21 protein-coding genes and 1 tRNA gene are annotated in these 24,264 nt (G+C 61.5%); 13 read left to right on the top strand and 9 right to left on the bottom strand.

The window, feature by feature from the left end; all coding sequences use genetic code 11:
• The first annotated feature begins 71 nt into the window (after positions 1-71).
• The 6 genes from GJR96_RS08745 to GJR96_RS08770 all read left to right on the top strand — a co-directional run bounded on the left by GJR96_RS08745 (position 72) and on the right by GJR96_RS08770 (position 7,343).
• On the top strand, positions 72-1,661 hold the full coding sequence (locus GJR96_RS08745) for an ABC transporter substrate-binding protein (RefSeq protein WP_151162594.1): 1,590 nt from the start codon (positions 72-74) through the stop codon (positions 1,659-1,661).
• Positions 1,662-1,664: 3 nt separating this feature from the next.
• The gene (locus tag GJR96_RS08750) at positions 1,665-2,663 is read left to right on the top strand and encodes an ABC transporter permease (protein WP_151162595.1); all 999 of its coding nucleotides are present in this window, start codon (positions 1,665-1,667) and stop codon (positions 2,661-2,663) included.
• Between the two features lie 16 nt (positions 2,664-2,679).
• Positions 2,680-3,744: an ABC transporter permease gene (locus GJR96_RS08755; RefSeq protein WP_058571800.1), complete on the top strand. Its 1,065-nt coding sequence runs from the start codon at positions 2,680-2,682 to the stop codon at positions 3,742-3,744.
• A gap of 1 nt (position 3,745) precedes the next feature.
• A complete protein-coding gene (locus GJR96_RS08760) occupies positions 3,746-4,912 on the top strand; it encodes an ABC transporter ATP-binding protein (RefSeq protein WP_151162596.1) in 1,167 nt (388 codons plus the stop codon).
• Positions 4,913-4,966: 54 nt separating this feature from the next.
• Positions 4,967-6,298 carry an ABC transporter ATP-binding protein gene (locus GJR96_RS08765; RefSeq protein ID WP_151162597.1) on the top strand — a complete coding sequence of 444 codons (1,332 nt, stop codon included), beginning with the start codon at positions 4,967-4,969 and terminating at the stop codon, positions 6,296-6,298.
• A 109-nt stretch (positions 6,299-6,407) separates the two neighbouring features.
• Complete coding sequence (locus GJR96_RS08770) at positions 6,408-7,343, top strand: DMT family transporter (protein WP_151162598.1); 936 nt, start codon at positions 6,408-6,410, stop codon at positions 7,341-7,343.
• A gap of 15 nt (positions 7,344-7,358) precedes the next feature.
• On the opposite strand, the gene GJR96_RS08775 is transcribed toward GJR96_RS08770, so the two are convergent.
• The gene (locus tag GJR96_RS08775) at positions 7,359-7,640 is read right to left on the bottom strand and encodes a transcriptional regulator (RefSeq protein WP_151162599.1); all 282 of its coding nucleotides are present in this window, start codon (positions 7,638-7,640) and stop codon (positions 7,359-7,361) included.
• 418 nt (positions 7,641-8,058) lie between these two features.
• On the opposite strand from GJR96_RS08775, the gene GJR96_RS08780 reads away from it, so the two are divergent.
• From GJR96_RS08780 to GJR96_RS08795, 4 genes are all read left to right on the top strand, one after another.
• Positions 8,059-8,325, top strand: coding sequence for a hypothetical protein (locus GJR96_RS08780; RefSeq protein WP_151162600.1), 267 nt, complete (start codon positions 8,059-8,061; stop codon positions 8,323-8,325).
• Positions 8,326-8,437: 112 nt separating this feature from the next.
• Entirely contained in the window at positions 8,438-9,421 is a 984-nt protein-coding gene (locus tag GJR96_RS08785; protein WP_151162601.1) for an aldo/keto reductase, read from the top strand.
• 48 nt (positions 9,422-9,469) lie between these two features.
• A complete protein-coding gene (locus GJR96_RS08790; RefSeq protein WP_151162602.1) occupies positions 9,470-10,036 on the top strand; it encodes a DUF1684 domain-containing protein in 567 nt (188 codons plus the stop codon).
• A gap of 49 nt (positions 10,037-10,085) precedes the next feature.
• A complete protein-coding gene (locus GJR96_RS08795) occupies positions 10,086-10,274 on the top strand; it encodes a hypothetical protein (RefSeq protein ID WP_151162603.1) in 189 nt (62 codons plus the stop codon).
• Positions 10,275-10,327: 53 nt separating this feature from the next.
• On the opposite strand, the gene GJR96_RS08800 is transcribed toward GJR96_RS08795, so the two are convergent.
• From GJR96_RS08800 to GJR96_RS08810, 3 genes are all read right to left on the bottom strand, one after another.
• Positions 10,328-10,813, bottom strand: coding sequence for a type IV pilin (locus GJR96_RS08800; RefSeq protein WP_151162604.1), 486 nt, complete (start codon positions 10,811-10,813; stop codon positions 10,328-10,330).
• Between the two features lie 103 nt (positions 10,814-10,916).
• Positions 10,917-11,387: a type IV pilin gene (locus GJR96_RS08805; protein ID WP_151162605.1), complete on the bottom strand. Its 471-nt coding sequence runs from the start codon at positions 11,385-11,387 to the stop codon at positions 10,917-10,919.
• Positions 11,388-11,819 (bottom strand): type IV pilin, encoded by a 432-nt coding sequence (locus GJR96_RS08810; protein WP_151162606.1) that lies wholly within the window; start codon positions 11,817-11,819, stop codon positions 11,388-11,390.
• Between the two features lie 885 nt (positions 11,820-12,704).
• On the opposite strand from GJR96_RS08810, the gene GJR96_RS08815 reads away from it, so the two are divergent.
• On the top strand, positions 12,705-15,338 hold the full coding sequence (locus GJR96_RS08815) for a DUF7827 domain-containing protein (protein WP_449271779.1): 2,634 nt from the start codon (positions 12,705-12,707) through the stop codon (positions 15,336-15,338).
• 751 nt (positions 15,339-16,089) lie between these two features.
• Here the strand turns inward: GJR96_RS08815 and GJR96_RS08820 are convergent.
• Complete coding sequence (locus tag GJR96_RS08820) at positions 16,090-19,203, bottom strand: adenosylcobalamin-dependent ribonucleoside-diphosphate reductase (RefSeq protein ID WP_151162608.1); 3,114 nt, start codon at positions 19,201-19,203, stop codon at positions 16,090-16,092.
• A gap of 537 nt (positions 19,204-19,740) precedes the next feature.
• Here GJR96_RS08820 and GJR96_RS08825 point away from each other — a divergent pair.
• Positions 19,741-19,953: a hypothetical protein gene (locus tag GJR96_RS08825; RefSeq protein ID WP_151162609.1), complete on the top strand. Its 213-nt coding sequence runs from the start codon at positions 19,741-19,743 to the stop codon at positions 19,951-19,953.
• 68 nt (positions 19,954-20,021) lie between these two features.
• Here the strand turns inward: GJR96_RS08825 and trpG are convergent, their stop codons facing one another.
• From trpG to trpD, 4 genes are read right to left on the bottom strand one after another with little or no spacing between them, the layout of a single operon-like run.
• Entirely contained in the window at positions 20,022-20,636 is a 615-nt protein-coding gene (trpG, locus tag GJR96_RS08830) for an anthranilate synthase component II (RefSeq protein WP_058571814.1), read from the bottom strand.
• The gene (trpE, locus tag GJR96_RS08835; protein ID WP_151162610.1) at positions 20,633-22,249 is read right to left on the bottom strand and encodes an anthranilate synthase component I; all 1,617 of its coding nucleotides are present in this window, start codon (positions 22,247-22,249) and stop codon (positions 20,633-20,635) included. Before trpE ends, trpG begins: the two co-directional genes overlap by 4 nt.
• Positions 22,246-22,911 carry a phosphoribosylanthranilate isomerase gene (locus GJR96_RS08840; RefSeq protein WP_151162611.1) on the bottom strand — a complete coding sequence of 222 codons (666 nt, stop codon included), beginning with the start codon at positions 22,909-22,911 and terminating at the stop codon, positions 22,246-22,248. The genes trpE and GJR96_RS08840 overlap by 4 nt, the downstream gene beginning before the upstream one ends.
• Before the next feature lies 1 nt (position 22,912).
• Positions 22,913-23,908, bottom strand: a complete 996-nt coding sequence (gene trpD, locus GJR96_RS08845; RefSeq protein WP_151162612.1) for an anthranilate phosphoribosyltransferase — start codon at positions 23,906-23,908, stop codon at positions 22,913-22,915.
• Between the two features lie 239 nt (positions 23,909-24,147).
• On the opposite strand from trpD, the gene GJR96_RS08850 reads away from it, so the two are divergent.
• Positions 24,148-24,222: transfer RNA gene (locus GJR96_RS08850), tRNA-Val, on the top strand.
• The last annotated feature ends 42 nt before the right edge of the window (positions 24,223-24,264 follow it).

Raw genomic sequence — 24,264 nt, forward strand, 5'->3', positions numbered from 1 at the left:
ATAGAGTCGGTTCTGAAGATTCGCCGTCCGTAGGCAATGGATATAAGAACGACCGACTCAATCTACCTGCGATGACTGATAACAATTCACATATTGGCAGGCGAACGTATCTCAAGTTAGCAGGGGGCGCAGCAGCGTCTGCCGCACTCGCGGGATGTGCGGGTGGCGGCGGTGAAGAGACGACCACCACACCGACGCCGGAAGAGACGAGTGAGCCGTTCGACGTGACGATTACGCAGGGCCAGATGCCCTCCGGTCTCGACCCGCAGGACCACCGTGAGACGCCGACAGACATCGTCGTCCTGCACGCGTACGAAGGTGTACTGACTCGTGACGCCGTCGGTGCCGTCCAGCAGGCACTCTCGACGAACTACGAGCGAATCGAGGGCGAAAACGCCGTGCGGTTCGATATCCGCGAGGGCGTCACCTTCCACAACGGCGACGAACTCACTCCCGAAGACGTTGCCTACAGCATCAACCGCGTCGTGGACGAGAACGTCGGCTTTGCGAGTCCGCAGAGCGACCAACTCGCCGGGGTCGCCGGCGCAGAGGTCATCGAAGGCGAGAGGGCCGTCAAGGTCAACAACACGTCGCTCAATCCCATCGTGTTCTCCGAGTTCGCGACCTACCTCGACGTCATGCAGCAGTCGTGGGTCGAAGAGAACGACAAGGCGTTCATCAGCCAGAACATGAACGGCACGGGTCCGTTCCAACTCGACTCCTACACCGAAGACGAGGAAGTCGTCCTCACGCGCTACGAGGACTACTGGCAGGACCCCGCCGCAGTCGATACGCTCACGTTCCGCGCCGCGTCCGAGGCGAGTACGCGCGTGAACCAACTCCTGCAAGGCGAGACGGACGTCATCGTCAACGTCCCGCCGCAGGAGGTCGAGCGTGTCAACAACTCCGAAGGTGCGCGGGTCGCCGCAGCACCGTCCACGCGTATCATCTACAACGCGATGCGCTACGACCTCGAACCGTTCGACTCGGTCGAGTTCCGGCAAGCGATGAACTACGCCATCGACTTAGAGAGCATCGTTCAGAACGTCCTCGGTGGGTTCGGTGCCGCGACGAGTCAACCGACGCTCCCCGAGTTCGTCGGCCACAACGCCGACCTCGACCCGTACCCGTACGACCCGGACCAGGCAGAACAACTCGTCGAAGACTCCGGCTACGCCGGTGCGGAAATCGAGCTTCACACGCCGGTCGGTCGCTACCTGAAAGACCTCGAAATAGCGCAGGCAGTCGCCGGCTACATCGACGAACTCCCGAACGTGACGGCGACGGTTCGCCAACGCGACTTCGGGTCCCTCGTCGACGAACTCCTCGCGGGGTCCATCGAGGCGCGTCCGCCGTGGTTCCTCATCGGTTGGGGTGAAGCAACCTTCGACGGTGGCCTCGTCATGCAGGCGCTTCTCGCATCTGACGGGACGCTCACGACCTGGCAGAACGAAGAGTTCGACTCACTCCTCGAACAGGCCGGCAACCAATCTGGCGACGAACGCGATGCGACGCTGCAAGAAGCCAACGCGCTGGCGCACGAAGAGTGTCCGTGGATCTTCCTGAACCAACAGTTCAGTGTCTACGGTGTCAACGACTCCATCGCGTGGGAGGCCCGCTCCGACGAGCGTATCGATGTGTACGACATGAGCCAGAAGTAGTCGATGTCACTGTCGAGGTTCCTCATCAAACGCTCGCTCCAGGGCCTGTTCGTCATCTGGGGGGTCATCACCGTGGTCTTCGGACTGCGGTTCATCTCGCCGGGTGACCCGGCGAACGTCCTGTTGCCCCCGGACGTCGACCCCGAGGTCAGAGCGCAGGTCATCGCCGAACTCGGGTTGAACGAACCCCTGTACGTGCAGTACTGGGACTTCGTCTCGGGCATCCCGGTCGGCGACCTTGGCCTGTCGCTCGTGACGCGGACGCCAGTCGCAACTCGCGTCATCACGAAACTGCCGGCGACACTCGAACTCGCGATTGCGGCGACCATCGTCGCGGTCATCATCGCGATTCCGTTGGGCGTCGTCTCGGCGACGCGACGACACCAACCCGCCGACTACAGCGCGACGGTGTTCTCGCTCGTCGGCATCAGTACGCCGAACTTCTGGCTGGGCGTGATGCTCATCCTCGTCCTCGCCGTGCAACTCAACTTGTTCCCGACGAGTCAGCGACCCATCGGCATCGATGGAATCGTGTTGCTCCTCGTCGGTGGGAACCTCAGCGCTGCATTCGACGGGTTCACCACGTGGGTGTGGCACATCACACTTCCCGCAATCACGCTCGGAACCTACTTCACCGCGCTCATCACGCGCCTCACTCGAAGCGGGATGCTCGACCAACTGGGTCAGACGTACGTTCGAGCGTCGCGAGCGAAAGGACTCCCAGAGACACTCGTCCGCTACAAGCACGCGCTTCGAAACACACTCATCCCGGTCATCACCGTCATCGGTCTCCAACTCGGTACCCTCATCGGCGGGGCCGTCATCACGGAGGCCGTCTTCGCGTGGCCGGGACTGGGGACGCTCATCATCAACAGCATCAACGCACGCGACTGGCCGGTCTTACAGGGGTCGCTCATCGTCGTCGCGGTTGGATTCGTCCTCGTAAACATCCTCGTAGACGCGCTGTACGCCTACGTCAACCCACAGGTGGCATACGATTGAACCAGGTCGTTAATCGATGATATCGGAACGAACACGCAGAAACCTTCGCCGGGAACTCCAGCGAAGTCTTCTCGCGAAGATTGGCATCGTCGTCGTCGTCTTCATGCTGGCGATGGCCATCTTCGCGCCGTTTATCTCGCCGTATAGTCCGGGACAACAGAATCTCGAAAACGCACGTCAACCCCCCATCGGATTCAGCACGAAAGAGACGAAGGAGGTGACGAAGATGGAAAACGGGAGCGTCGTCATCGAAAACGGGCAAGTCGTCACTGAAGAACAGACCGTGTACACGAACGCGACGTTCGCCCATCCGCTCGGTACCGACGGAAACGGGAGAGACATCCTCTCTCGCATCATCTACGGTGCCCGCACGTCCATCCTCGTCGGTCTCTTCGGAACCTCGCTCGCCGCGCTCATCGGCGTCCTCGTCGGTCTGTCCGCAGGGTTCTACCGCGGACGCGTCGACGATGTGTTGATGCGCGGGGCAGACATCATGCTCGCGTTCCCGTCGCTCGTCCTCGCAATCGCCCTCGTGGGTGTGTGGGGACAGGCGCAGGCACCCATCCCCGACCCGTTCGTCGTCTCCGGTATCGCACCCGCGTTCCGGTCCGCCGTCGGGTTGCCGACGGGCATGCCAGAGACCGTCGTTCTTCCCGGGACGGTCATCGTTGTCGTCGCTCTCGTCAACTGGGTGTGGTTCGCCCGCGTCTCACGCGGTGAAGCACTCTCGATACGGGAAGAAGAATACGTGAAAGCCGCACGTGCCCTCGGCGCAAGCGACGGGCGGACGGTGCTCCGACACGTCCTCCCCAACGCAATCACGCCCATCCTCGTCCTCGCGACGATTCAGGTGGCCGCGATTATCCTCCTCGAATCCGCACTGTCGTTCCTCGGGTTCTCGGGGGCCGACGTGTCGTGGGGCTTCGACATCGCACTCGGTCGGCAGTACCAGTCGACTGCGTGGTGGATATCGACGATGCCGGGTCTCGCCATCGTGGTGACGGTCATCGGCTTGAACCTCGTCGGCGATTGGCTCAGAGACGCACTCGACCCCGGCATCGAGGGAGAGGGAGGTGTCTGAGATGGCAGACCCAATCCTGAAAGTCCGTGACCTTACGACCCGATTCTTCACCGAAGAGGGACAGGTCAACGCCGTCGAACACGTCTCGTTCGACGTCGAAGACGGGGAGATATTCGGCATCGTCGGCGAGTCCGGGTCCGGCAAGTCGGTCACCGCACTGTCGGTCATCGACCTCATCGAGTCTCCCGGCCGTGTGACCGAGGGAGAAATCTGGTACCGCAACGAGACGCTCGCAGACGAGTTCCGGGGGTCCATTCCCGACGCCGTCGACGGCGACTTCGTGGACGTTCGACGACTCCCGAAAGGCGTCCGCCGGTCGCTCCGTGGACCGTCGTTCAGCATGGTGTTCCAAGACCCGATGAGCAGTTTCAACCCCTCGCTCACCGTCGGCGAGCAAATCGCCGAAGCGGTCGAGGTGCAGCGCCGAGCGCGGGCCAACCCGCGAAGAACTCGGTCACGGACGCAGGGATACGGCCTCGGGAAACTCGTCGCCGACACGCTCCTTCCATCGCAGAGCTACGTCTCCGACGAGAGCATGAACCGAGCGGTCGAACTCTTAGACCAAGTCGGCATCCCCGACCCTGAGGACCGCGCCGAAGAGTATCCCCACCAATTCTCCGGTGGGATGCTCCAGCGGGCGATGATTGCGCAGGCCCTCGCCGGCGAACCCGACATCCTCGTCGCCGACGAACCGACGACGGCGCTCGACGTGACGATTCAAGCGCAGATTCTCAACTTACTCCGCGACCTGCAAGAACACGAGGGGATGAGCATCCTGATGATTACCCACGACTTGGGCGTCATCGCCCGGATGTGCGACCGCGTGGGCGTCATGTACGCGGGTGAAATCGTCGAGCGAGGTCCGCTTGCGGACATCTTCGACAACCCGGTTCACCCGTACACGCAGGGGCTTCTCGGGTCGATACCCGACGTGGACGACCCCTCGACGCGCCTCGAACCCATCTCGGGGAACGTGCCGAGTCTCATCGACTCGGAGATGCCGAACGCGTGTTACTTCGCCGACCGATGTCCCAACGCCATGAACGACTGCCTGACCCGGATTCCGGAGTACGAACTCGACGGCCGACACAGTGTTCGCTGTGTCCTCGCCGAACGAGAGTACGACCCGAACGACGCCATCGACACGGAGGTGTACGCCGATGACTGAACGAAGTGAAGCATCGTCGTGCTCACCGGAACGGAGTTTCGGGGGTGTACGCCGATGACTGAACCACTCCTCGAAGTGCGTGACCTCCAGAAGTATTACTTCGAACGAGACACGTTCGTCGACTCGCTCCTCGGCCGAGAGCGTCGAAGTGTCAAAGCAGTCGATGGCATCTCGTTCGACATCCAACCCGGTGAGACGCTCGGACTCGTCGGTGAGTCCGGGTGTGGGAAGTCCACGACTGGTGAGACACTCCTCCGTCTCCGCGAGGCGACCGGCGGGTCGGTTCGGTTCGACGGGGAGAACGTCTTCGAGATGGATTCGGACGAACTCAAGGCGTTCCGTAAAGACGCCCAAATCGTCTTTCAGGACCCCTTTTCCAGTCTCGACCCCCGGATGACCATCGGCGACATCATCGCCGAACCGTTGAAGATTCACGGTATCCCGGAAGGCGCAGGCGACCAGTCCAAACGGGAGTGGCGACGTGACAAGGCCGGTGAGTTACTGGAACGCGTCGGTCTCTCGGCGAACCAACTCGACCGGTATCCGCACGAGTTCTCCGGCGGGCAACGCCAGCGCATCGGTATCGCGCGGGCACTCGCGCTCGAACCCGATTTCATCGTCCTCGACGAACCGGTCTCGGCGCTCGACGTGTCCGTGCAGGCGCAAGTGCTGAATCTCCTCGACGACTTACAGGATGACTTCGGCCTCACGTACCTCTTCATCGCCCACGACCTTTCGGTCGTCCGGCACATCTGTGACCGCGTCGCGGTGATGTACCTCGGAAACATCGTCGAACTCGGCCCGACTGACGAACTGTTCGAGTCACCGAAGCACCCCTACACGCAGGCACTTCTGGAGAGCGTCCCCCGCCCCTCGACTGCCGAACACGGCCGTCGCGTGGAGGCTCTCTCTGGTGACGTGCCGTCACCGCGAAATCCACCGTCTGGGTGTCGGTTCCGAACGCGGTGCCCGAAAGTCATCCCACCTGACGACCTGAACATCGACCAGGCGACGTATCGGGCCGTCATGGACCTCAGAGACGCCCTCGTCGTCGGTGACGTCAACCCAGACCACATCTGGGACGCGGCAGACCCTGAACGTGTCGACGAAGAGGCGTTCATCGCGGAGGCACGGTCACGACACGTCGACGCCGAACTTCGAGGAGAGGTGGCCGGCGTGGTCGATACCGCGCTCGGACACCTCGCAGAGGGCGACGAGGAACGCGCCCGAGAGACGCTTCAGCGTCGCTTCGAGAGTCCGTGTGAGACGCGCCGCCCCGCCGTCGGCGACGCGCCTCACCCCGCCGCGTGCCACCTCTTCGAGGGGTCCAACGAGGTGACGGTCATCGAGACGGACGCGGGCGCGGCAATCGAAGCAGACGACTGAGCGGCCCCCGGACTTTTTTTGAGACGAATCGTCCCTTCGATGTCCGTCGGATTCCGGCGAAACGACCCCCCATCGAAACGTTCAGGCCCCCACCGACCACATCACCGCTGTGACACGGTACCGCAATCTCGGACTCTTCATGGTCCTCGCCGCTATCTGGGGGTCTGCCTTCATGGCTATCAAGGCCGGACTGGAGTTCTTCCCACCGGTCCTCTTCGCCGCCCTCCGCTACGACGTGGCCGGGGTCATCATGCTCGTCTACGCTGTCTACGCCACTGACTCACCGCTTCCACGCAGTCGTGCAGACTGGACAGAAGTGACCATCGGGGCCGTCTTCCTCATCGCGGCGTATCACGCCCTGCTGTTCGTCGGTGAGACGGACCCTGCGGTGACGAGTGCTGCTGCTGCCGTCATCGTGAGTCTCAGTCCGGTCCTTACGACCGGGTTCGCACGAGTGCTCCTCCCAAGTGAACGACTGACCCCACTCGGTGTCGTCGGGTTACTCCTCGGACTCGTCGGTGTCGCCGTCCTCTCCGAACTCGACCCGAGCAACTTGCTCGCTGGCGGCACCGTCGCCAAACTCCTCATCTTCGGCGCGGCGGCGGCGTTCGCCTTCGGGTCGGTCCTCACCCGCCGTATCGACTCCGACATGCCGATAGAGACGATGGAAGCGTGGTCGATGCTCGGTGGCGCACTGCTGATGCACGCCATCTCCCTCGGGATGCGGGAGTCGTTCGCCGACGTGGTGTTGAACACGGAATCGATTCTCGCACTCGCGTACCTGTCGCTGGCGGCGAGTGCAATCGGCTTTCTCATCTACTTCGACCTGCTCGAACGCCTCGGCCCAATCGAAATCAACCTCGTCTCGTACGTCGCGCCTATCTTCGCGGCACTCGCCGGATGGGCCTTCCTCGACGAGGTCCCGACTCTCGCCACGGGCGGCGGGTTCGCACTCATCTTCCTCGGGTTCGTCCTGCTGAAACGCGGTGCCATTCGACGTGAACTCCGCCACCGATTCGGTAGTGGTGCCACGCCGACCGACTGAGCGAAGTCCTGCAGATTACTCGTCGAGACGCTCGACCGATTCGACGTCGCCGACCATCGACCACCCGTCTTCGCCGGGGGCCTGTCTGCCGACGATGACTGCCTCGTTGTCCTCCGTCGTCGCAAATCGATACAGTGCGTCGTCTCCCTCGCGTGTCCCCTCCGCTTGAAACTCTGTCTGGAAGAACTCCGCACTCTGAAGGGTGAACCGCCCCTGCAACTCCTCGTCGACGACGAGGTACATCGCGTTCGGGTGGATGTTGTACATGCGCTTGGCGACGCGATTGAGGTCGGACATGGTTCGGCAGTCGTGCCGACGGAGTAAATCGATAGGGGAAGTGGGTTTGGGTCGGTCGAACCAGTGAGCAGTCACTCCAGCGGCATACACTGGCGTCGAAAACCCCGGAAAAGCGCGCTCCGACCGTACTTTGGCCGTTCCTAATTCGACGCTCGAAGCGGTCGGTGTCTCGTGGTTTGTCTCTGTCTAACGTCACGATAGTGCTAGATATTCAGGGGTTCGAAATAGTTCAATATTACAGACAATTATATCGAACAAAAACGTTAGAAGCGCCGATAAACTGTCCAGAGTCCTCTCGACAGACGATAAAATTTCACATTTATCAGAATATCACGAGTAAACGAGGATGAAATGAAGCGAATTCTCGCACCTAATTATGACCCCTCCCGCCGTCATAGAGAACGCAGGTTCCCCCGCTATGTCAAACTCGTCAACCAACCTCCCACGCGAACGTCTCTCCGACCTCCGAGAGATGGTCGCAAACGAACAGCAACTTCCAATCGGTGTCCGCCTCGTCGCAGCGCCACTCAGATTCGTCGGCTTCTGGGCCGCCGTCGCCCTCCCATTTCTGTACGTTCCACTCCTGTTTGGTGGGCTCGAAGCCAGCGAACTCACTGTCTTCGTAGCGCTCGTCGCACTGAACGCACTCGCCCTCGTCATCGGTCACAACTACGCGCGTTCGTAAACTCGCGTTGCCCTCCACTGACCGACGTTTTTCGCCGTCCTATTCTCCCGTTAATCTGGACAGTCAGCCGTGAATCGAGGTTCTTTACCGCGCACCGTTCGTCGAGTCGAGTATGTCGCTCGAGATGGTCCCGTTGGGACGAACCGGAACGAGCGTTTCGGAGATTGCGTTCGGAACGTGGCGATTCGGCCGACAGAACGACACCGGTGAGGTGGAAGTCGACGCCGAACGGGCGCATCGACTCCTCGACGCCTACGCTGCTGCGGGTGGGAATTTCATCGACACCGCAGACATGTACGGCGATGGCGCGAGCGAATCGTTCATCGGTGACTGGCTTTCGACTCGCGACAGGGAGGACTTCGTCGTCGCGTCGAAGATATTCTGGCCGACGCGCGAGGACGCCAACGGCCGTGGTCTCAACCGGAAGCACCTCCGCCGGCAAATCGACACCATCCTCGACAGACTCGGGACCGACTACGTGGACCTGCTGTACATCCACCGCTGGGACGACAACACCCCAGTCGACGAGTTCATGCGCACGCTCGACCAGTTCGTCCGCGACGGGAAGGTGAACTACCTCGGAACTTCCACGCTCGAACCCAACGCGTGGAAGGTGGTCAAGGCGAACGAACTCGCGGACAAGCGCGGGTACGAACCGTTCCGCATCGCTCAACCTCGGTACAACGTGGTCAATCGGGAAGTCGAAGGCAACTACCTCGACATGTGTGCGGACTACGACATCGGCGTCATCCCATGGTCGCCGCTCGCCGGTGGGTTCCTCACCGGCAAGTACGCCCGCGACGAGGCACCACCGGCAGACTCCCGCGCCGCGAACGACCAGCGGTTCGCGGACTCCTACCTCACGTCGGAGAACTTCGACGCACTCGACGCCGTGGAGTCTGTCTCCGACGAAGTCGGGGCTTCGCCCGCGCAAGTGAGTCTCGCGTGGTTGATGCACCACCCACAGGTTACCGCGCCCATCATCGGTGCTCGTACGGTCGACCAACTCGAAGAGAACCTCGTCGCCGCCGGTGTAGACCTCTCGGCCGACCAGTTCGAGCGTCTCTCGGCCGCGAAACGACACCTCACGGTGTGAACGTCTCAAACCGTCAGGTGTAGGTGTGGTCGGTGGATACCACCGTCCATGACCGACGACGCGTTCGACCCCGAGGCATACGTCGCCGAACTGCGCGAGAAGCGACGCGAGAAAGACGACTTCTTCGACTCGCATCCACAGTCACCGATTCCACCGGCAGAACGCGACGCCTTCGACGGTCTGGACTACTTCGACCCCGACCCGGACTACCGCGTGTCTGCCACCGTCGAGACGCACGCCGACCCTGAACCGGTCGTGATGGACACCTCGGCGGGACGCGAAGTTCGGTACCTTCGCGTCGCGACCTTCCACTTCGAACTGCGGGACACCGACCTCGAACTCGGGGCGTACCAGCAGGAACACGACGACTCGCCGACGCTCTTCGTGCCTTTCCGCGACAAGACGACGGGTCAGCAGACCTACGACGGTGGCCGGTACATGGAACTCACCCCGGACGTGCCGCTTTCGGACCTCGACGATATCGTCGTGGACTTCAACCTCGCGTACAACCCGTTCTGCGCGTTCACGGACACCTTCGACTGTCCGCTGCCGCCCGAAGAGAACTGGCTGTCCGTCGTCGTGCCCGCGGGCGAGAAGAAGTACGAGTCCCCGTAGCGAGCAAAAGCGCAAGTTCCATATTCTCCTGTTCCGGAGAGGCTACCATATGGGACTGTTCAGTTCGCGCAACGCGCTCATCGGAATGGCGCTGATGGTCGTCGGAACCCTCGCAATGCTTCCCTCCTTGCTGCCAGGCGCTACACAAGTGATGTCGTACGCCCTCGTGTTCGGCGCGGCGGCGCTCACCTTCGGGACGTGGCTCGTCGGCACGTCTGAAGGCGGTCGACCGGTCTAAGGCCGAAGCTCGTTGTGGCTATCGGCGTCGAAAAAATCGAATTTTAGCGGCTTTTACGCGTCCGGTCCGCTCCACTTCTGGAGCGTCGCGGAGTTCGAACCACTCTCGGAGGTCCAGACGATGGAGAAGGTCTGGTCGCTTAGGTCCTTATCACTCGTTGTGTTGTAAGCCTTGATGGACGTACCGGCAGAGATTTTGTCGTCTGCGGCATAGCCCCACTCAGTGAAAGCGTTCGACGTTCCGTTGTTGTTGGGGGCGTTCGTCACAGAGTAGTTCTGGTTGGACTTGAGCGAGATGCTCGACGCCACGATTGATTCACCGCTTTCGTGGGTCACCGTGAACACGTCTTGGCCGCCGTCAGTGTCCTGGAAGTCGAACGAGAAAGACGCCTGCGGAGCGGTCTCGCTCACTTGGTCACCGAGACCGAGGACGAACGTCCCGATGACGGCCGCCAAGATGACCGTAATTGCTACCATCAGGATAACCCCGATGACTGGCGATACCGCGTCGTCGTCTGTGAGTAAGTCTTTGAAGTTCATAATTACTGAATGTACGCTCTTCTGAATATTCAGCATAATTGAACCTAAAGCTACCGGGGTTAGTTATCGAAGAAAACGGGTGACGGAAAGAGTTGCTTCCTGCTTAGGCGTTCGGTCCGCTCCACTTCTGGAGGGTGGCGGAGTTCGAGCCTCCCTCAGAGGTCCAGACGATGCGGACCGTCGCATTGGCGAGGTCACCGGAGTTCTGTTCAATAACGGTGGCGCTCTTGCCTGCTGTGATTTCACTGTCACCAGTGATTGAATTCCAAGTGCCGGTCTTCGCGCTTGCACCTACGAGGGGTGATCCAGAGGAGTCGTTCAGCGCCACCGTCGAACTGACGTTAACGAGGTTGGCATCAATCGACGTCCCACTTTCGTGCGTTACCGTGAGTGCCGTGCCGTTATAATCGAAGCCAAAGCTTGCTTGCGGCGATGTTTGGTTGACTTGGTCACCGAGGCCGAGGACGAACGTCCCGATGACGGCAGCGAGGATGACGGTAATCGCAACCATCAGGATGACACCGATAACCGGCGACACCGCGTCGTCGTCAGCGAGGAGTTGTTTGAAATTCATTTATCCGTTGTAGGTCCACTTCTGGAGGGTGGATGAAGTACTACCACTTTCAGAGGTCCAGACGATGCGGACGGTGTCTCCATCGGCGAATGCTGCATCAGGACTAATAACTGCTGACTCGCCTGCACTAACTTTGTTGTCAGCACCAGCGGTGAACGACGCAGATGAAATATTGTCTCCAGTAATGTTCAACTGGCTAGCAGGAATCGCTTCACCACTTTCGTGAGTGATTGTGAAGTTATTACCGGTAGTGCCACTATCGTAATCGAAGCTGAAACTCGCCTGCGGTGCCGTCTCGCTCACTTGGTCACCGAGACCGAGGACGAACGTCCCGATGACGGCCGCCAAGATGACGGTGATTGCAACCATCAGGATGACCCCGATGACTGGACTGACTGCACGGTCTTCTGTGAAGAGATTTTTGAGTTGCATTGGTTGTCCGACACCCGGACGGTACGGTTGATGCCGGACGCACTGGTGCGCTCTGTGTCGCACGAGGAGGGGTCGACCCCTCGCTCCCTGCCCGGTTTCCGTCGCGGTGTGTCTAATCGATTGGTTACTCTGGGGTTACTTAAAGATGGGTGCCAAATTAATGGGATGTTACACGGTAGATATCATCGATTAATATACTCTTTATACTGTCTTTAAGTCCTGAAGGTCACCCCAAATGTCTCAGTTGGATTACCTAATCCAAAATTGGGGGGTCGATCTGGCGTCTCTGCGCCGCCGGGCGAGCTCGATGAGGGTCAGATGTGCCATCGGTAGCAACAGATTACAACGGAACGTCTGTTTTATCACTCTCGCGTGCGGGCGCGCGAGAACTATTGAATACGCTCCTACGTGTCTAACGTCGAAAGCGACTCCCGTCGCGCGCGGGCCGTCGCGCAGAACAAACACGGGCACCAACCGGCCGTCAGAGAGCGCAATCGCTCGAAATGTTGTGTCGTCGAGAACGAGTTCGCTCCCGGCGAACCGGGAGCGTCGTTCCTACCCAAGGTTGCGTGCGCACGCGCTTTCTATTGAATAGATTCCCACATAAATGCTTTGTGGGTTATATCCCCTTCTCGGCGTCTGTACCTCACGTATGTTAACGTTCCGTGAGAGTTCAATCACACAAAGTATTTACCGCGAAGGCTCAACAGGTCCAACCGTACCCCTGCCCATGGAGGCATCTGTGAGTACCCCGCCTCGGCCCGGGTTCATCCCCGGCTTGGTTACGTCCGAGGGTCGACGAAAACGATGTCCCCGACTGCAACACCCATCAAATCAACAATGACACGCAATAAGCAAATCCGTGCAGTACTTCTCGCTGCGCTGATGGTCTTCTCGGTTTTCGCCGGGACCGTCGCGCTTTCGGGAACTGCTGCTGCGGCTGCGACTAACGTCACTGGTACCGCGTCTGGCGACACGGTGCTTGTGAACGCGACGCTCGCCGGAACCGAAGACAACGCGACAGCGTATGTCGACACGAACGGTAACGGCAACTTCGACGCAGGCGAACCGAACACTGTAAACAGCTCCCTCGGCACCGCAACGGAACTCAATGAGTCCGTTGACGTCAGCGGCGTTGCCGGCGGCACCTACACTGTTGGTGTCGTCACTAACGTCGACGACGCATCCGAATCCGACGATCAGGGTGCCTCTGTCACCATCGACGACGGTGAATCGCCTGAGCTCATCTCGGCAGTTCACTACGAACAGCCCGGTGGACAGGCAGTCCTCGAACTGTCGTTCTCCGAGGAAGTCGTTGACACGAACACCATCCAGCTCTACCAGGACGAGAGCCCAGTTAGCGCGACCTACACCCAGAACAACAAGGGTCAGGTCGTTGCACAGACGTCCTCCCTCCTCACTGGTGACCTCGAAGTCAACCTCGAAGATGTCGAGGACACTGACGGGAACTCTGTCACCGGTCTCGACGGCGACGAAAACGCGACCGTTACCGTCGCAACCGTGACGGTTGACGGCGACGCTGGTACTATCGGCACCACCGACGCATACCAGGGCGAAACGGTTGCCGTCACGAACGACACGCTTGACGTCTCGGTCTCCATCGAGTCCGACGACAGCCAGGACGACAACGAAGGCTTCTTCCGCTCCGGTTCCACCGGCGCGACGTCCGCTGTCTACACGTTCGACACGACCGACCGCGAGACGGAGCGCTACAACGTCTCCTTCGGCGGTTCCGTCGTTGAGAAGGTCCAGGTCCGTGACCTCGGCCTCGACGTCACTGTCGACGACCTGAACATCACCGACGAGGAATCCATCGAGGGTACGGCCTCCTCGAACGCGGGCGAACGCATTATCGAAGTCAACGTCCTCGACGATGATGGCGACGAAGAATTCTCCACTGGCGAAGTCGAACTCGACGGCCAGGGTGAATACGACTTCGACATCAACGTCACGGCTGAAGACATCGACACCGGCGACTACACGGTCGAAGTTGTCGACAAAGGCTCCGGCGTCAGCGTCGAGTCCGACACGGTTACCATCTCGGAAGCCGCAGACGGCTCGGCTGACTTCGCGACCAGCGTCGTCACCGACCAGCGTGGTGACGTCTTCGCGATTCCTGTCTCGCTCGACAACACTGACATCGCAACCGTCACCATCGGTACGGAAGAACAGGGTTACCTGGCTAACGTCACCGTTGAGGACGGCGACTCCGACGGCGAAGTCATCCTCCTCTGGGACAGTTCCGAATCCACCAACAACAACGTGGACACTGTCTTCGACGTTGACGACAGCGACGACGACATCCTGACGACTGGCGACGACGCAACCGACATCACGAACAACACCTCCGACCTCATCGACTCCGGTGACTACGACCTCGAAGTCCGCACCGGTCGGTCGGCTGGTGACGCAGACAACGTCGCAACCCTCGTCATCGAGGAAGCTGGCGTCCAGACCGTCCAGACCTGGACGGCAGCTGGCAGCGCGAGCTTCAAGGACCTCGACGACGTGAACGCGGCACTCGAAGACAGCGAACTCACGCAGGACGACCAGATCGCCTTCGGCGACAAGGTCATCGTCCAGATTGTCGCCCCCGGCCTCGAAGGCTTCACGGGCGCTCAGGACGACGAGACGCCGAACTTCTTCGCAACCTCGAACGGTTACGACGATTCCTACCGTCTCACCATCAACCAGACCAACCCTGGTCCGAACCGTGACCCCAAGATTCTCAACGTGAGCGACGCCTCTGTCGTCGCTGACGGTGACAACGACACCTACTTCGTCGTCTTCAACACGGACGAAATCGACGCAGTCCGTGACTCCGACGACGACGGTGTCTACGACTCCAACGACCCCGCCGCGACGCTCGAAGACGACGACGCATTCAACGTCGAATTCAAGCTCGTCGGTGAGGACGACGTCTCTAGCAACCTCGCACTCGTTGAGGACAACGTCACCATGATGGACTCCTACGAGCACATCGAGGGCGAGCACGACACGGACGCCGACCCGATCAACGTGACGAACGCTGAGAACCAGACTGTCTCTGGTACCTCGAACGTCGCGCCCGGTACGGAACTCACCGTCCGCATCAAGTCCGACGGCGACACCCAGCCGCGCTTCCTCAAGACGGCGACCGTCGTCGTCTCCGAGAACAACACGTTCTCCACGGACTTCGACTTCAGTGAGCAGAACCTCGGCGACACGTTCCTCGTGACTGTCTCCGGTGGCGAAGCTGACGAAGTTGAGGCAGACGGCAACGTCGTCGAAGCAGTCGAGACCACGGAGGAGACCACCGAGGAAACCACCGAGGAAACGACTGAAGAGACGACTGAGGAGACCACCGAAGAGACGACTGAGGAAACGACCGAGGAAACCACCGAGGCAACCACCACCGCGGCTGAAGAGACGACCGAGTCTCAGACGCCCGGCTTCGGTGTTGTTGTCGCCCTCGTCGCCCTCGTCGCCGCTGCGCTCCTCGCAGTCCGCCGCGACTAACGACGCTCACTAACCACCGGGACCTTCCCGGCCCTTTTCCATTCTTTCGACGCCACACAGACAGCGACAGCGCTCGTCTGATGCGCCAGCTGCATCGGTGACTGGCGGGTAACTGTGTGTTCGACTCAGTAAGATGTGTCACCGAACTTCTACCGAATGTCGTGGCTCACTATCGGCCACAGAGTCGAGTCGAGCAGGTCACACCGTGCGACGCTGAGACGACTCAGTCGTGTCCAGACAGACGAGTCGCACCGTTGGCTGAGTTCGTCACTGTTCTCTCGACGACCACGCGCTCCGATGGACAGCAGGTACGTCCACACGAGCGCTCCTGACTCACGACTGAGTGTCAGAGTCCGACCACCTCGACTGAAACTCCAGACGACCAGCGAGAAGCGTGACAGCGCAGCGAGAGTCATGACTGTCTTCACTGTCGTCGTGACTGAGTCGTCTCCCGACCGCCGGTCTGGCTATGCCAGTCGCGCACGTCCGCTCCTCTTGACGTGAGGGGACACAGCGACGACCAGAAGGCGTGTGAGTCGAACGCCCGTCGTCAGCACGGCCGAGACACGCCCAGCCAGCGTCATTCACGGTGAGTCGACGAAGGTGACGACACTGTCTCGCTCGCGTCACGGTGGCCGCAACGCTTGCGGAACGCCCAGCGATGCTACTTCTCGGTCGAGCGTACCGAGCGACGAGTCGAGAAAAGAAATCGATTGATAGCCGGTCAGTCGACCGGACCGTGCCTACCCGTTCAGCACTCGGACCAGCCGCAGTTCTGGCAGGTCTTACAGCCTTCGGAGTAGTAGAGGTTCATCTCACCACACTCGGGACACTCGGGGCTCTCACCGGCCGCAAGCAGGTCGGCAGTCGCGTCCTGCTTGGGTTCGGTCGAGTCGTCGGAACCGGCGTCGACGGCGACGCCACCGTCGGTGTCGGTTCCCTCGGCCTCTGCGGCCTCAGCTTCGACTTCGGTCAGGTTCTTCTGGCGCGGGTAGCCCTTGTCGATGTCGCCGTTGAGGTAGCGGCGCATCGCGGTGCCGATGGCGTCCGGGATGGAGTTGATCTGTTCACCCTTGTCCCAGGCGACCTTCGGACTGCGGATACCCTTCAGTTCGTTCGCAATCTCTTCGGGGTCGACGCCCGAGCGGAGCGACGTGGAGACAGTCTTGGCGAGTGCCTCGGTGAAGGACGCCGTGAAGCCACCGGAGTTGCCGATGTTGGCGAACAGTTCGAACGGTTCGCCGTCCTCGTCTTCGTTGATGTTGACGTAGAGTTTCCCGTAGCCCGTGTCGATGCGCTGGGTGACGCCGTAGAGCACGTCCGGACGGGGGCGCTTCTTGCCGACGTCGCTGGGCGAGTCGGCGAAGGCGAGTTCGAGTTCGCTGCCGATGAGGTCTGCGGCCTCTTCGCTCTCGAGGAACGCTTCCACGTCGCCGAACACGTCGCGAATCTGCGAGACGATGGCCTCGGCGGCCTCTTCGTCGTCGGAGAACTCGGTGTTCTTCGCGCGCGTCGTGAGCACCTGCTTCGAGCGCGTGCCGTCGCGGTAGACGGTGACGCCCTTGCCGCCGTGGTCGTAGATGTAGCGGTAGACTTCGTCCATGTCCTCTTTCGAGGCACTGTTCGGGAAGTTACACGTCTTCGAGATGGCGGAGTCGACGCCCTTCTGGAGCGCACACTGGACGCTCGCGTGTTCGAGACCGGTCAGGTCGGCCGTGACGACGAACAGTTCGGAGATGGCGTCCGGAACCGACGAGAGCGAGGAGACGCCGTCGAACTCGTTGTTGGCCATCTGTTCTTGCGCCTCGCGCTTGACGGCCTCGACGTCGATGTCGTTGGCCTCCAGCACGCGGAGGAAGTAGTCGTCGAACTCGACGAGCATCTCGTCGCCCTGCACGTCGTCGGAGACGTTCTTGTAGTAGGCGACGTTGTAGATGGGTTCACAGCCACCGGTGGTGTTCGACACCATCGAGGTGGTGCCCGTCGGGGCGATGGTCGTCGTGTTGTGGTTCCGGATGGGGAAGCCGTCCTCCCAGTCGTCGGCGGACTGGCCGGTGTGGTGTTCGAACCACTCGCGGTACTCGGTCGGGTTTGCGTACTTGGAGTCGTCCCACGCCTCGAACGACCCGCGTTCTTCGGCGAGTTCGTGCGAGGCCCACTTGGACTGGTGGTTGATGTGGGTCATGAGTTGGCGCGCAATCTCGTTTCCTTCGTCGGAGCCGTAGCGGACGCCGAGTTGGATGTAGAGTTGCGCGAGGCCCATGATTCCGAGGCCAATCTTCCGGAGTTCGCGGACCTTCTCTTCTATCTTCTCGACCGGGAAGTCCGACATCGTGACGACGTTCTCGAGGAAGCGCGTCCCGTTCTCGATGCGGTAGTCGAACTCGCCCCAGTCGACGGCGTCTTCGAGGAAGGCGTCGACGGCGGCCGACAGGTCGTCGTACTCGTCACCGTGCTGGTCGTACCAGACGCGCCAGTCGGGCGACTCGGTGTCGACGAGCGTCGAGAGGTTGATGTGGCCGAGGTTACACGCCTCGTACTCTTCGAGTGGTTGCTCGCCGCACGGGTTCGTCGCGAGGATGCGGTGGTCGGGGTGTTTCTCGACGTCGAAGGAGTGTTCCTTGTTCGCGCGTTCGAGGTAGACGACGCCGGGTTCGCCGTTCTCCCACGCACCGTCGATAATCTGGTCCCAGATTTTGACCGCGGGGATGGACAGCACTTCGCCGACTTCGACGTACTCGCCGAGACCGAACATCTCGTAGATTTCTTTGGTCTCGGGCGTGGCGACGTGTGGTTCTTCCGTGCGCGGGTTCGTGAAGACGAACTCCTCGTCGTTGTACAGCGCTTCCATGAAGCCGTCGGTGATACCGACAGAGATGTTGAAGTTCGAGAGGTGGCCTTCGACGGCGTTGCGGAGGTGCTTGGGGACGCGCCCGTCCTCGTCGATGAGTTCGCGTGCCTCTTCGAGAGCGTCGGCGAACTTCGTGTGCGTGAAGTCGTCGGGGTCGTTCAGGCGCAGCGTGTGCGCGAGCGAGACGTCCTTGTTCTTCGCGTGGAGGAACTGGATGATGTCGGGGTGGGAGACGCGCATGACGCCCATCTGTGCGCCGCGGCGGGCACCACCTTGCGCGATGGTCTCACACATCTGGTCGAACGTCCGCATGAACGTGATGGGGCCGGAGGCGATACCGCCGGTCGAACCGACTGCGTCGCCGTAGGGGCGGAGTTTCCAGAACGCGTAGCCCATGCCACCGCCGGACTGGAAGACCTCTGCGGCCTCCTTCGCGGTCTGGTGGATGTCGGTGATGTCGTCGCCAGGTGAGTCGACGAAACACGCCGAGAGTTGCTGGAGTTCGTCGCCAGCGTTCATCAGGGTCGGCGAGTTCGGCATGAACGAGAGTTGTTCCATCATGTCCTGGAACTCCTCGCGCTTTTCGACGACGACGTCACGAACTTCCTCGGGAAGTTTGGGGACGAGCGTCTCGTAGGCGAACTTGTTGACGTTGTAGATAGAGAGGGTCGCCTCGGCGTCCGTGTCGTCGGCGGTGACACCCTTGCCGAAGACTTCTTCGGCGAGTTCGTCGCGCCGCGGGTGGTCGGGCTTGACGAGGTCGGGTGTGACGGTAATCTCGATGTCGCGCTGTTCGGCCTCGAAGACGGCCTCTGCGAGGGCGATGTTCTTCGCGACGCGCGGGAAGAGGTCCTCTTGTGTCTCGATGAGGTCGCCGTTGGCGTCCTTGCGAAGATAACGCGCGGGCAGGATGTTGTTGTAGGCATTTCCGGTCATCCGTTCCGCGAGCGTCTCGCCTTCGGTCCGTTTGACCGGCAGGACGAGTTCGTCGGTGGAGAGTTCTGCGTCGCTCATCTTACTGTCCCTCCTGCCCGACTCGTGTCGGGGCATCGGTGTGTCGTAGACTTCGTGAAGTTCCGCTCATTGTGACGATATTGGTGTGTGGGGCGTGGTCGGTTAAGGCTTCGGACTCCGGGGCGTTTCACCCCCGAAACTATCACATTTTGTGCAGTTTTGAGGAAGGCGAACGACCGGGTCCGAAACGCACATTTTTTCTAGAGGTGACCAGAGCACATAACGGTAGTCAGAGCGGAGCGGAAGTGAAATAATGCGTCGTATAATCGCATTACAACGTGGCGATATGCAGTAGAACGCGAGGGGGGACGAACGGGCGCTGAAACTGTCACATGGGGGTGTGTCCCGCATTCGAGTGACGAATATAAAGGAACTCCTGACTGAACGAGCCTCAAGAAGTATCAGAATTCGTATGTTGGGTAATTCCCCGTGCGTGAAGGGGCTAAAATCCGCAGTTTCGGGCGGTCGAACGCGGCCGAAAACGCGCGACGGTATCGTGCCACAAACTTATTCGCCTCGCCGGTACCATATTCGGGTATGGTACTTTCCCCCCTCGTCCTCGTACCGTTGCAACTCGGCGGGTTCTTCGCCGGTCCACTCGGACAACTGTTGTTAGTAGTCATCGCCGTCGGCGTCGTCGTCCTCGTCGGCCGAATGGTGTTGAAAATCGCGTGGCGACTCGTCACCATCGCGGCGGTCATCATCGCCGTGTTGCTCTTGCTGTCGTTCTTCGGCATCAACGTCCTCTGAGCAGAGAACCAGCGACGACGCCCCGACTCTGGGCGTTTGGACTGTGGGCGTCGGCGTCTACGTCTCGACTACGCCACGTCGAACCCAGCGACAGCAGACAAGAAGTTTCTGACGACGCCGTGTCCCGACCCAGTGAGGACGCTCTCTGGGTGGAACTGGACGCACTCTATCGGGTAGTCTCGGTGCCGCACACCCATCACGAGCGACTCACCCTCGTGGTCGGTGGTCGCCGTCACGTCGAAACAGTCGGGGATTTCGGTGGCGACGAGCGAGTGGTAGCGACCTGCGTGGAACCCTGCTTCGAGGTTCGTGAAGACGCCGCTGCCGTCGTGGTCGATGGGGAACGCCTTCCCGTGAATCGGCGACGGTGCGTGACCGATTGTGCCGCCGTAGGCGTAGACTGCCGCTTCGAGGCCGAGACAGACCCCGAGCGTCGGAATCTCTGTCGAGAGTTCTGTGAGTACCTCGTTCGTCACGCCCACGTCGCGGTCGTTCTTCGGGTGTCCCGGCCCCGGCGAGATGACGATGGCGTCGGGGTCGAGGGCGCGAATCTCGTCGAGTGACGCGGTGTTCTTTCGAACCTCGATGTCGAGTGGTTCGCCATCGACTGTCTGTTCGGAGAAGTACTCCACGAGGTTGTACGTGAACGAGTCGAAGTTGTCGACGACGACGAGACGCGTCATCGGGTCACCCCCGTCGCTTCGGCCTCTGAGTCCGCTGGTTCGTCCTCGGTGTCCGAGGGTTCGTACTCGATTCGCCGAACCGCTTCGAGGACGCCGCCCATCTTCTGTTCGGTCTCGTCGTACTCCGAGGCGGGGTCGGAGTCGGCGACGATGCCCGCGCCGGCGCGGACGGTTATCTCGTCTTCGTGGCCGTCGGTTTCGACTGTCGCGGTCCGGATGACGATTGCCATGTCGGCGTCGCCGGTCCACGAGTAGTAACCGACGCCACCGCCGTAGACGCCGCGAGGTTCGTCTTCGAGGTCGTCGATAATCTCCATCGCGCGGACCTTCGGGGCACCGGTGAGCGTCCCTGCGGGGAACGTCGCTCGGGTGGCGTCGAAAGAGTCGTAGTCGGCGTCGAGTGACCCGGAGACGGTCGATTCGATGTGCTGGACGTGGCTGTACTTGATGACGCTCATGAACTCTTCGACGCGGACGCTCCCGGGCGTCGAGACCCGGCGCACGTCGTTGCGGCCGAGGTCCACGAGCATCGTGTGTTCGGCGCGTTCCTTGGCGTCAGCGAGGAGTTCGCCGGCGAGGCGACGGTCCTCGACTGGTCCAGACCCGCGGGGGCACGTGCCGGCGATTGGGTTGACGACGACGCGTTCGCCGCGCACCGAGACCAGCGTCTCGGGACTCGCCCCCACGACGCGCCGGTCGCCGTGGCGGAGCAGGTACATGTAGGGGGAAGGGTTGACCTCACGGAGCGAGGCGTACAGACCGACTGGGTCGACCTGTCCACGGAGTTTCCGGGTGCGCGAGAGGACTCCTTGGTAGATGTCGCCGTCGCGGACGTGTTCTTTGGTCTTCCTGACTGCGGCCTCGTAGGACGCACGTGACCCTGCTTCCTCGTCGGTTCGCTCGAACCCACCGAGGACGGGGTCGTCTGCAGATTCGAGTGCCGTTGCGACGGCCTCGACTTCGTCGACGACGGCGTCGTACACGTCCGTGGAGTCGTCGTCCGGGGTGACGACCGGCGTACAGACGAGTTTCACCGTGTCTTCGACGTGGTCGAACGCGAGCGTCCGGGTCGTCAACACGAACTCGGCGTCCGGGTCGTCCGTGTCGGGTCTGTCGCGGCCGACTTCGTCCAACCAGAGGTCGTAGACGGCCTCGTAGGCGAGGAAGCCGACCAGTCCGCCGGTGAGCGTCTGGCGGTCCCGCTCGGGGAAGTTGACGCGCGGGAGGTCCGGGAGTGCGCCGCGAAGCGAGTCGAGTACGTCGCCCTCGGCATCACGGATAAACGACGCCGCTGGGCCGCCGAGGTCGGTCACCTCGGTTCCATCTGGGCCGACCGTGACGACTGCTTCGGGGTCGTACCCGACGAACGAGAAGCGTGCGTGCGAGTCGGCGGTGGCCGCAGGCGACGAGAACGCCCCTTGCGGGTTGCTGGACGAGACTTTCTCTGCGCTCTCCAGGAGGAACCCGTAGTCGCTCCGGTCGGCGAGTGCGGTGTACGCGGCGAGTGGGTCGATGTCCACGTCGAGGTCGGTCACGAGGTGCGTGACGACGGGTTCGTCGTAGTCGGCGAGTTCTTCGGCGAAGGTGTCGCGGGCAGTCTCTGGTCGTGTCACGCGGGCACCTCCTCGTGGTTCTCGCCGTCCCGACAGGCGGCCTTGGCCTCGCTGACGAAGGTGTGAATCGCGTCGTGGTCTTTCACGCCGCCGGAGGATTCGACGCCGCTGGCGACGTCGACACCGTCAGGAGAGACAGTCCGAACCGCGTCGGCGACGTTGTTCGGCGTCAACCCGCCGGCGAGAATCACGGGAACGTCGACTGCGTCCGCGAGTTCCTGTGTGGCCTCCCAATCGTGCGTCTGTCCGGTTCCACCGGCACCCGAGTCGGATGGGGTGTCGACGAGAATCGCGTCGACGGCGGGTGCGATGGCGCGCGCACGCGACAGGTTCGTCGCTTCCACGACGGGAACGACGCGGACACGCTCGTATCGGAGCGCGGTGAGTTCGTCTGCCGAGAAATCGGCGTGCAGTTGGAGGACGTCGGGGCGGACTTCGGCCACGAGTTCGCGAGCGCGGGCGACCGAGTCGGGCATCGTCACGAGGACCGTCGAGAGGAACGGCGGTGCCGAGTCGAACAGTTCGCGAGCGCGGGTCGGCGTCACCTCACGCGGGGTATCGACGGGCACGTCGCAGATAGTACCGACAGCGTCCGCACAGGCAGACGCGACGACGTCGAGGTCGGTCTCGGTGGTGACTCCGCAGATTTTCACACGGGTCATCTCACGCCTCCCGGAGTGCGTCGAGTTTCGCTGCTGCGGACCCGGTATCGATGGCGTCGCGCGCGACGTCGACCCCCTCTTCGAGCGAGTCTGCGAGGTCGGCGACGTAGATGGCCGCGCCCGCGTTGGCGAGGATGAGGTCACGCTTGGCACCGGTGACGTCCCCGGAGAGGATTCCTTCGAGGTCGCGGGCGTTCTCCTGTGGCGACCCGCCAGCGACGGCGTCGATTGGGGCCTGTTCGAGACCGAGGTCAGCAGGCGTGAGCGTGTACTCGACGACGTCGTCGCCGTCGACTTCGGCGACGGTAGTCGCGTCGTGGAGGGCGATTTCGTCCATTCCGGACCCGTGGACGACGAGGGCGCGTTCGACGGGCATGTGCGAGAGTGCGTTGGCAATCATGGGAACGAGGTCCGGGTCGTAGACACCGAGAACCTGTGCGTCTGCACCCGCGGGGTTCGTCAGGGGGCCGAGCACGTTGAAGATGGTCCGCATACCGAGTTCCTTCCGCGGGCCGATGACGGCTTTCATCGCGGGGTGGAACACGGGAGCGAGCATGAATCCGACACCGTTGTCGTCGATACACCGTTCGACCGATTCGGGGTCCGCTTCGACGTCGACGCCGGCGACTTCGAGCACGTCGGCACTCCCAGAAGACGAAGAGACGGAGTAGTTTCCGTGCTTGGCCACCGCGGCACCCGCGCCGGCGGCCACGAGTGCACTCGTCGTCGAGACGTTGATGGTGTTGTAGTCGTCGCCGCCGGTTCCGCAGGTGTCCACGAGTGGGTCACGTGACGGGTCGATAGTCAACGCGGCGTCGCGCATCCCCTGTGCGAACCCGGCGATTTCGGCTTCGGTCTCTCCTTTCGCCCGAAGCGCAGTGAGCAGAGCGCCGATTTGCGCCTCCGTCGCCTCTTCGAAGACGGCGCGCGCGGCGTCTCGCGCCTCCTCGACGCTCAAGTCAGAACCAGCAGTGACGCGTTCGATGTAACCTTGCATTGATAATCACCAGTGTACGTGTTCGAGATACAATGTACAAATTCGTACATTGACTTAAGGGTGTCGGGCTGGCGAAAATCGCCGCCACTGGAGGGTTTCACACAGACCGAATCGGCGGCGTGAGACGGTGGGAGTGCACTGTGCTGGGAATCGCCGCACGTGGTCCGATTCGAAAGCTTAAATTGTACCCCCGGACAACGGAGAGATGCGTCCGAACGGGCGTGGGAAGCACCGTAACCGGGTTGGTGGTCTAGTCTGGTTATGACACCTCCTTGACATGGAGGAGGCCGGCAGTTCAAATCTGCCCCAACCCACTACACTTCCCACGCTTTCGGAGTTCGACGATGTTCGCAACA

It is taken from the genome of Haloferax litoreum, assembly GCF_009674605.1.
Classification (GTDB): domain Archaea; phylum Halobacteriota; class Halobacteria; order Halobacteriales; family Haloferacaceae; genus Haloferax; species Haloferax litoreum.

Coding starts and splice junctions, on each gene's coding strand:
- GJR96_RS08745 (WP_151162594.1), top strand. CDS start 72: ATGACTGATAACAATTCACATATTGGCAGGCGAACGTATCTCAAGTTA.
- GJR96_RS08750 (WP_151162595.1), top strand. CDS start 1,665: ATGTCACTGTCGAGGTTCCTCATCAAACGCTCGCTCCAGGGCCTGTTC.
- GJR96_RS08755 (WP_058571800.1), top strand. CDS start 2,680: ATGATATCGGAACGAACACGCAGAAACCTTCGCCGGGAACTCCAGCGA.
- GJR96_RS08760 (WP_151162596.1), top strand. CDS start 3,746: ATGGCAGACCCAATCCTGAAAGTCCGTGACCTTACGACCCGATTCTTC.
- GJR96_RS08765 (WP_151162597.1), top strand. CDS start 4,967: ATGACTGAACCACTCCTCGAAGTGCGTGACCTCCAGAAGTATTACTTC.
- GJR96_RS08775 (WP_151162599.1), bottom strand. CDS start 7,640: ATGTCCGACCTCAATCGCGTCGCCAAGCGCATGTACAACATCCACCCG.
- GJR96_RS08780 (WP_151162600.1), top strand. CDS start 8,059: ATGTCAAACTCGTCAACCAACCTCCCACGCGAACGTCTCTCCGACCTC.
- GJR96_RS08785 (WP_151162601.1), top strand. CDS start 8,438: ATGTCGCTCGAGATGGTCCCGTTGGGACGAACCGGAACGAGCGTTTCG.
- GJR96_RS08790 (WP_151162602.1), top strand. CDS start 9,470: ATGACCGACGACGCGTTCGACCCCGAGGCATACGTCGCCGAACTGCGC.
- GJR96_RS08795 (WP_151162603.1), top strand. CDS start 10,086: ATGGGACTGTTCAGTTCGCGCAACGCGCTCATCGGAATGGCGCTGATG.
- GJR96_RS08800 (WP_151162604.1), bottom strand. CDS start 10,813: ATGAACTTCAAAGACTTACTCACAGACGACGACGCGGTATCGCCAGTC.
- GJR96_RS08805 (WP_151162605.1), bottom strand. CDS start 11,387: ATGAATTTCAAACAACTCCTCGCTGACGACGACGCGGTGTCGCCGGTT.
- GJR96_RS08810 (WP_151162606.1), bottom strand. CDS start 11,819: ATGCAACTCAAAAATCTCTTCACAGAAGACCGTGCAGTCAGTCCAGTC.
- GJR96_RS08815 (WP_449271779.1), top strand. CDS start 12,705: ATGGTCTTCTCGGTTTTCGCCGGGACCGTCGCGCTTTCGGGAACTGCT.
- GJR96_RS08820 (WP_151162608.1), bottom strand. CDS start 19,203: ATGAGCGACGCAGAACTCTCCACCGACGAACTCGTCCTGCCGGTCAAA.
- GJR96_RS08825 (WP_151162609.1), top strand. CDS start 19,741: ATGGTACTTTCCCCCCTCGTCCTCGTACCGTTGCAACTCGGCGGGTTC.
- trpG (WP_058571814.1), bottom strand. CDS start 20,636: ATGACGCGTCTCGTCGTCGTCGACAACTTCGACTCGTTCACGTACAAC.
- GJR96_RS08840 (WP_151162611.1), bottom strand. CDS start 22,911: ATGACCCGTGTGAAAATCTGCGGAGTCACCACCGAGACCGACCTCGAC.
- trpD (WP_151162612.1), bottom strand. CDS start 23,908: ATGCAAGGTTACATCGAACGCGTCACTGCTGGTTCTGACTTGAGCGTC.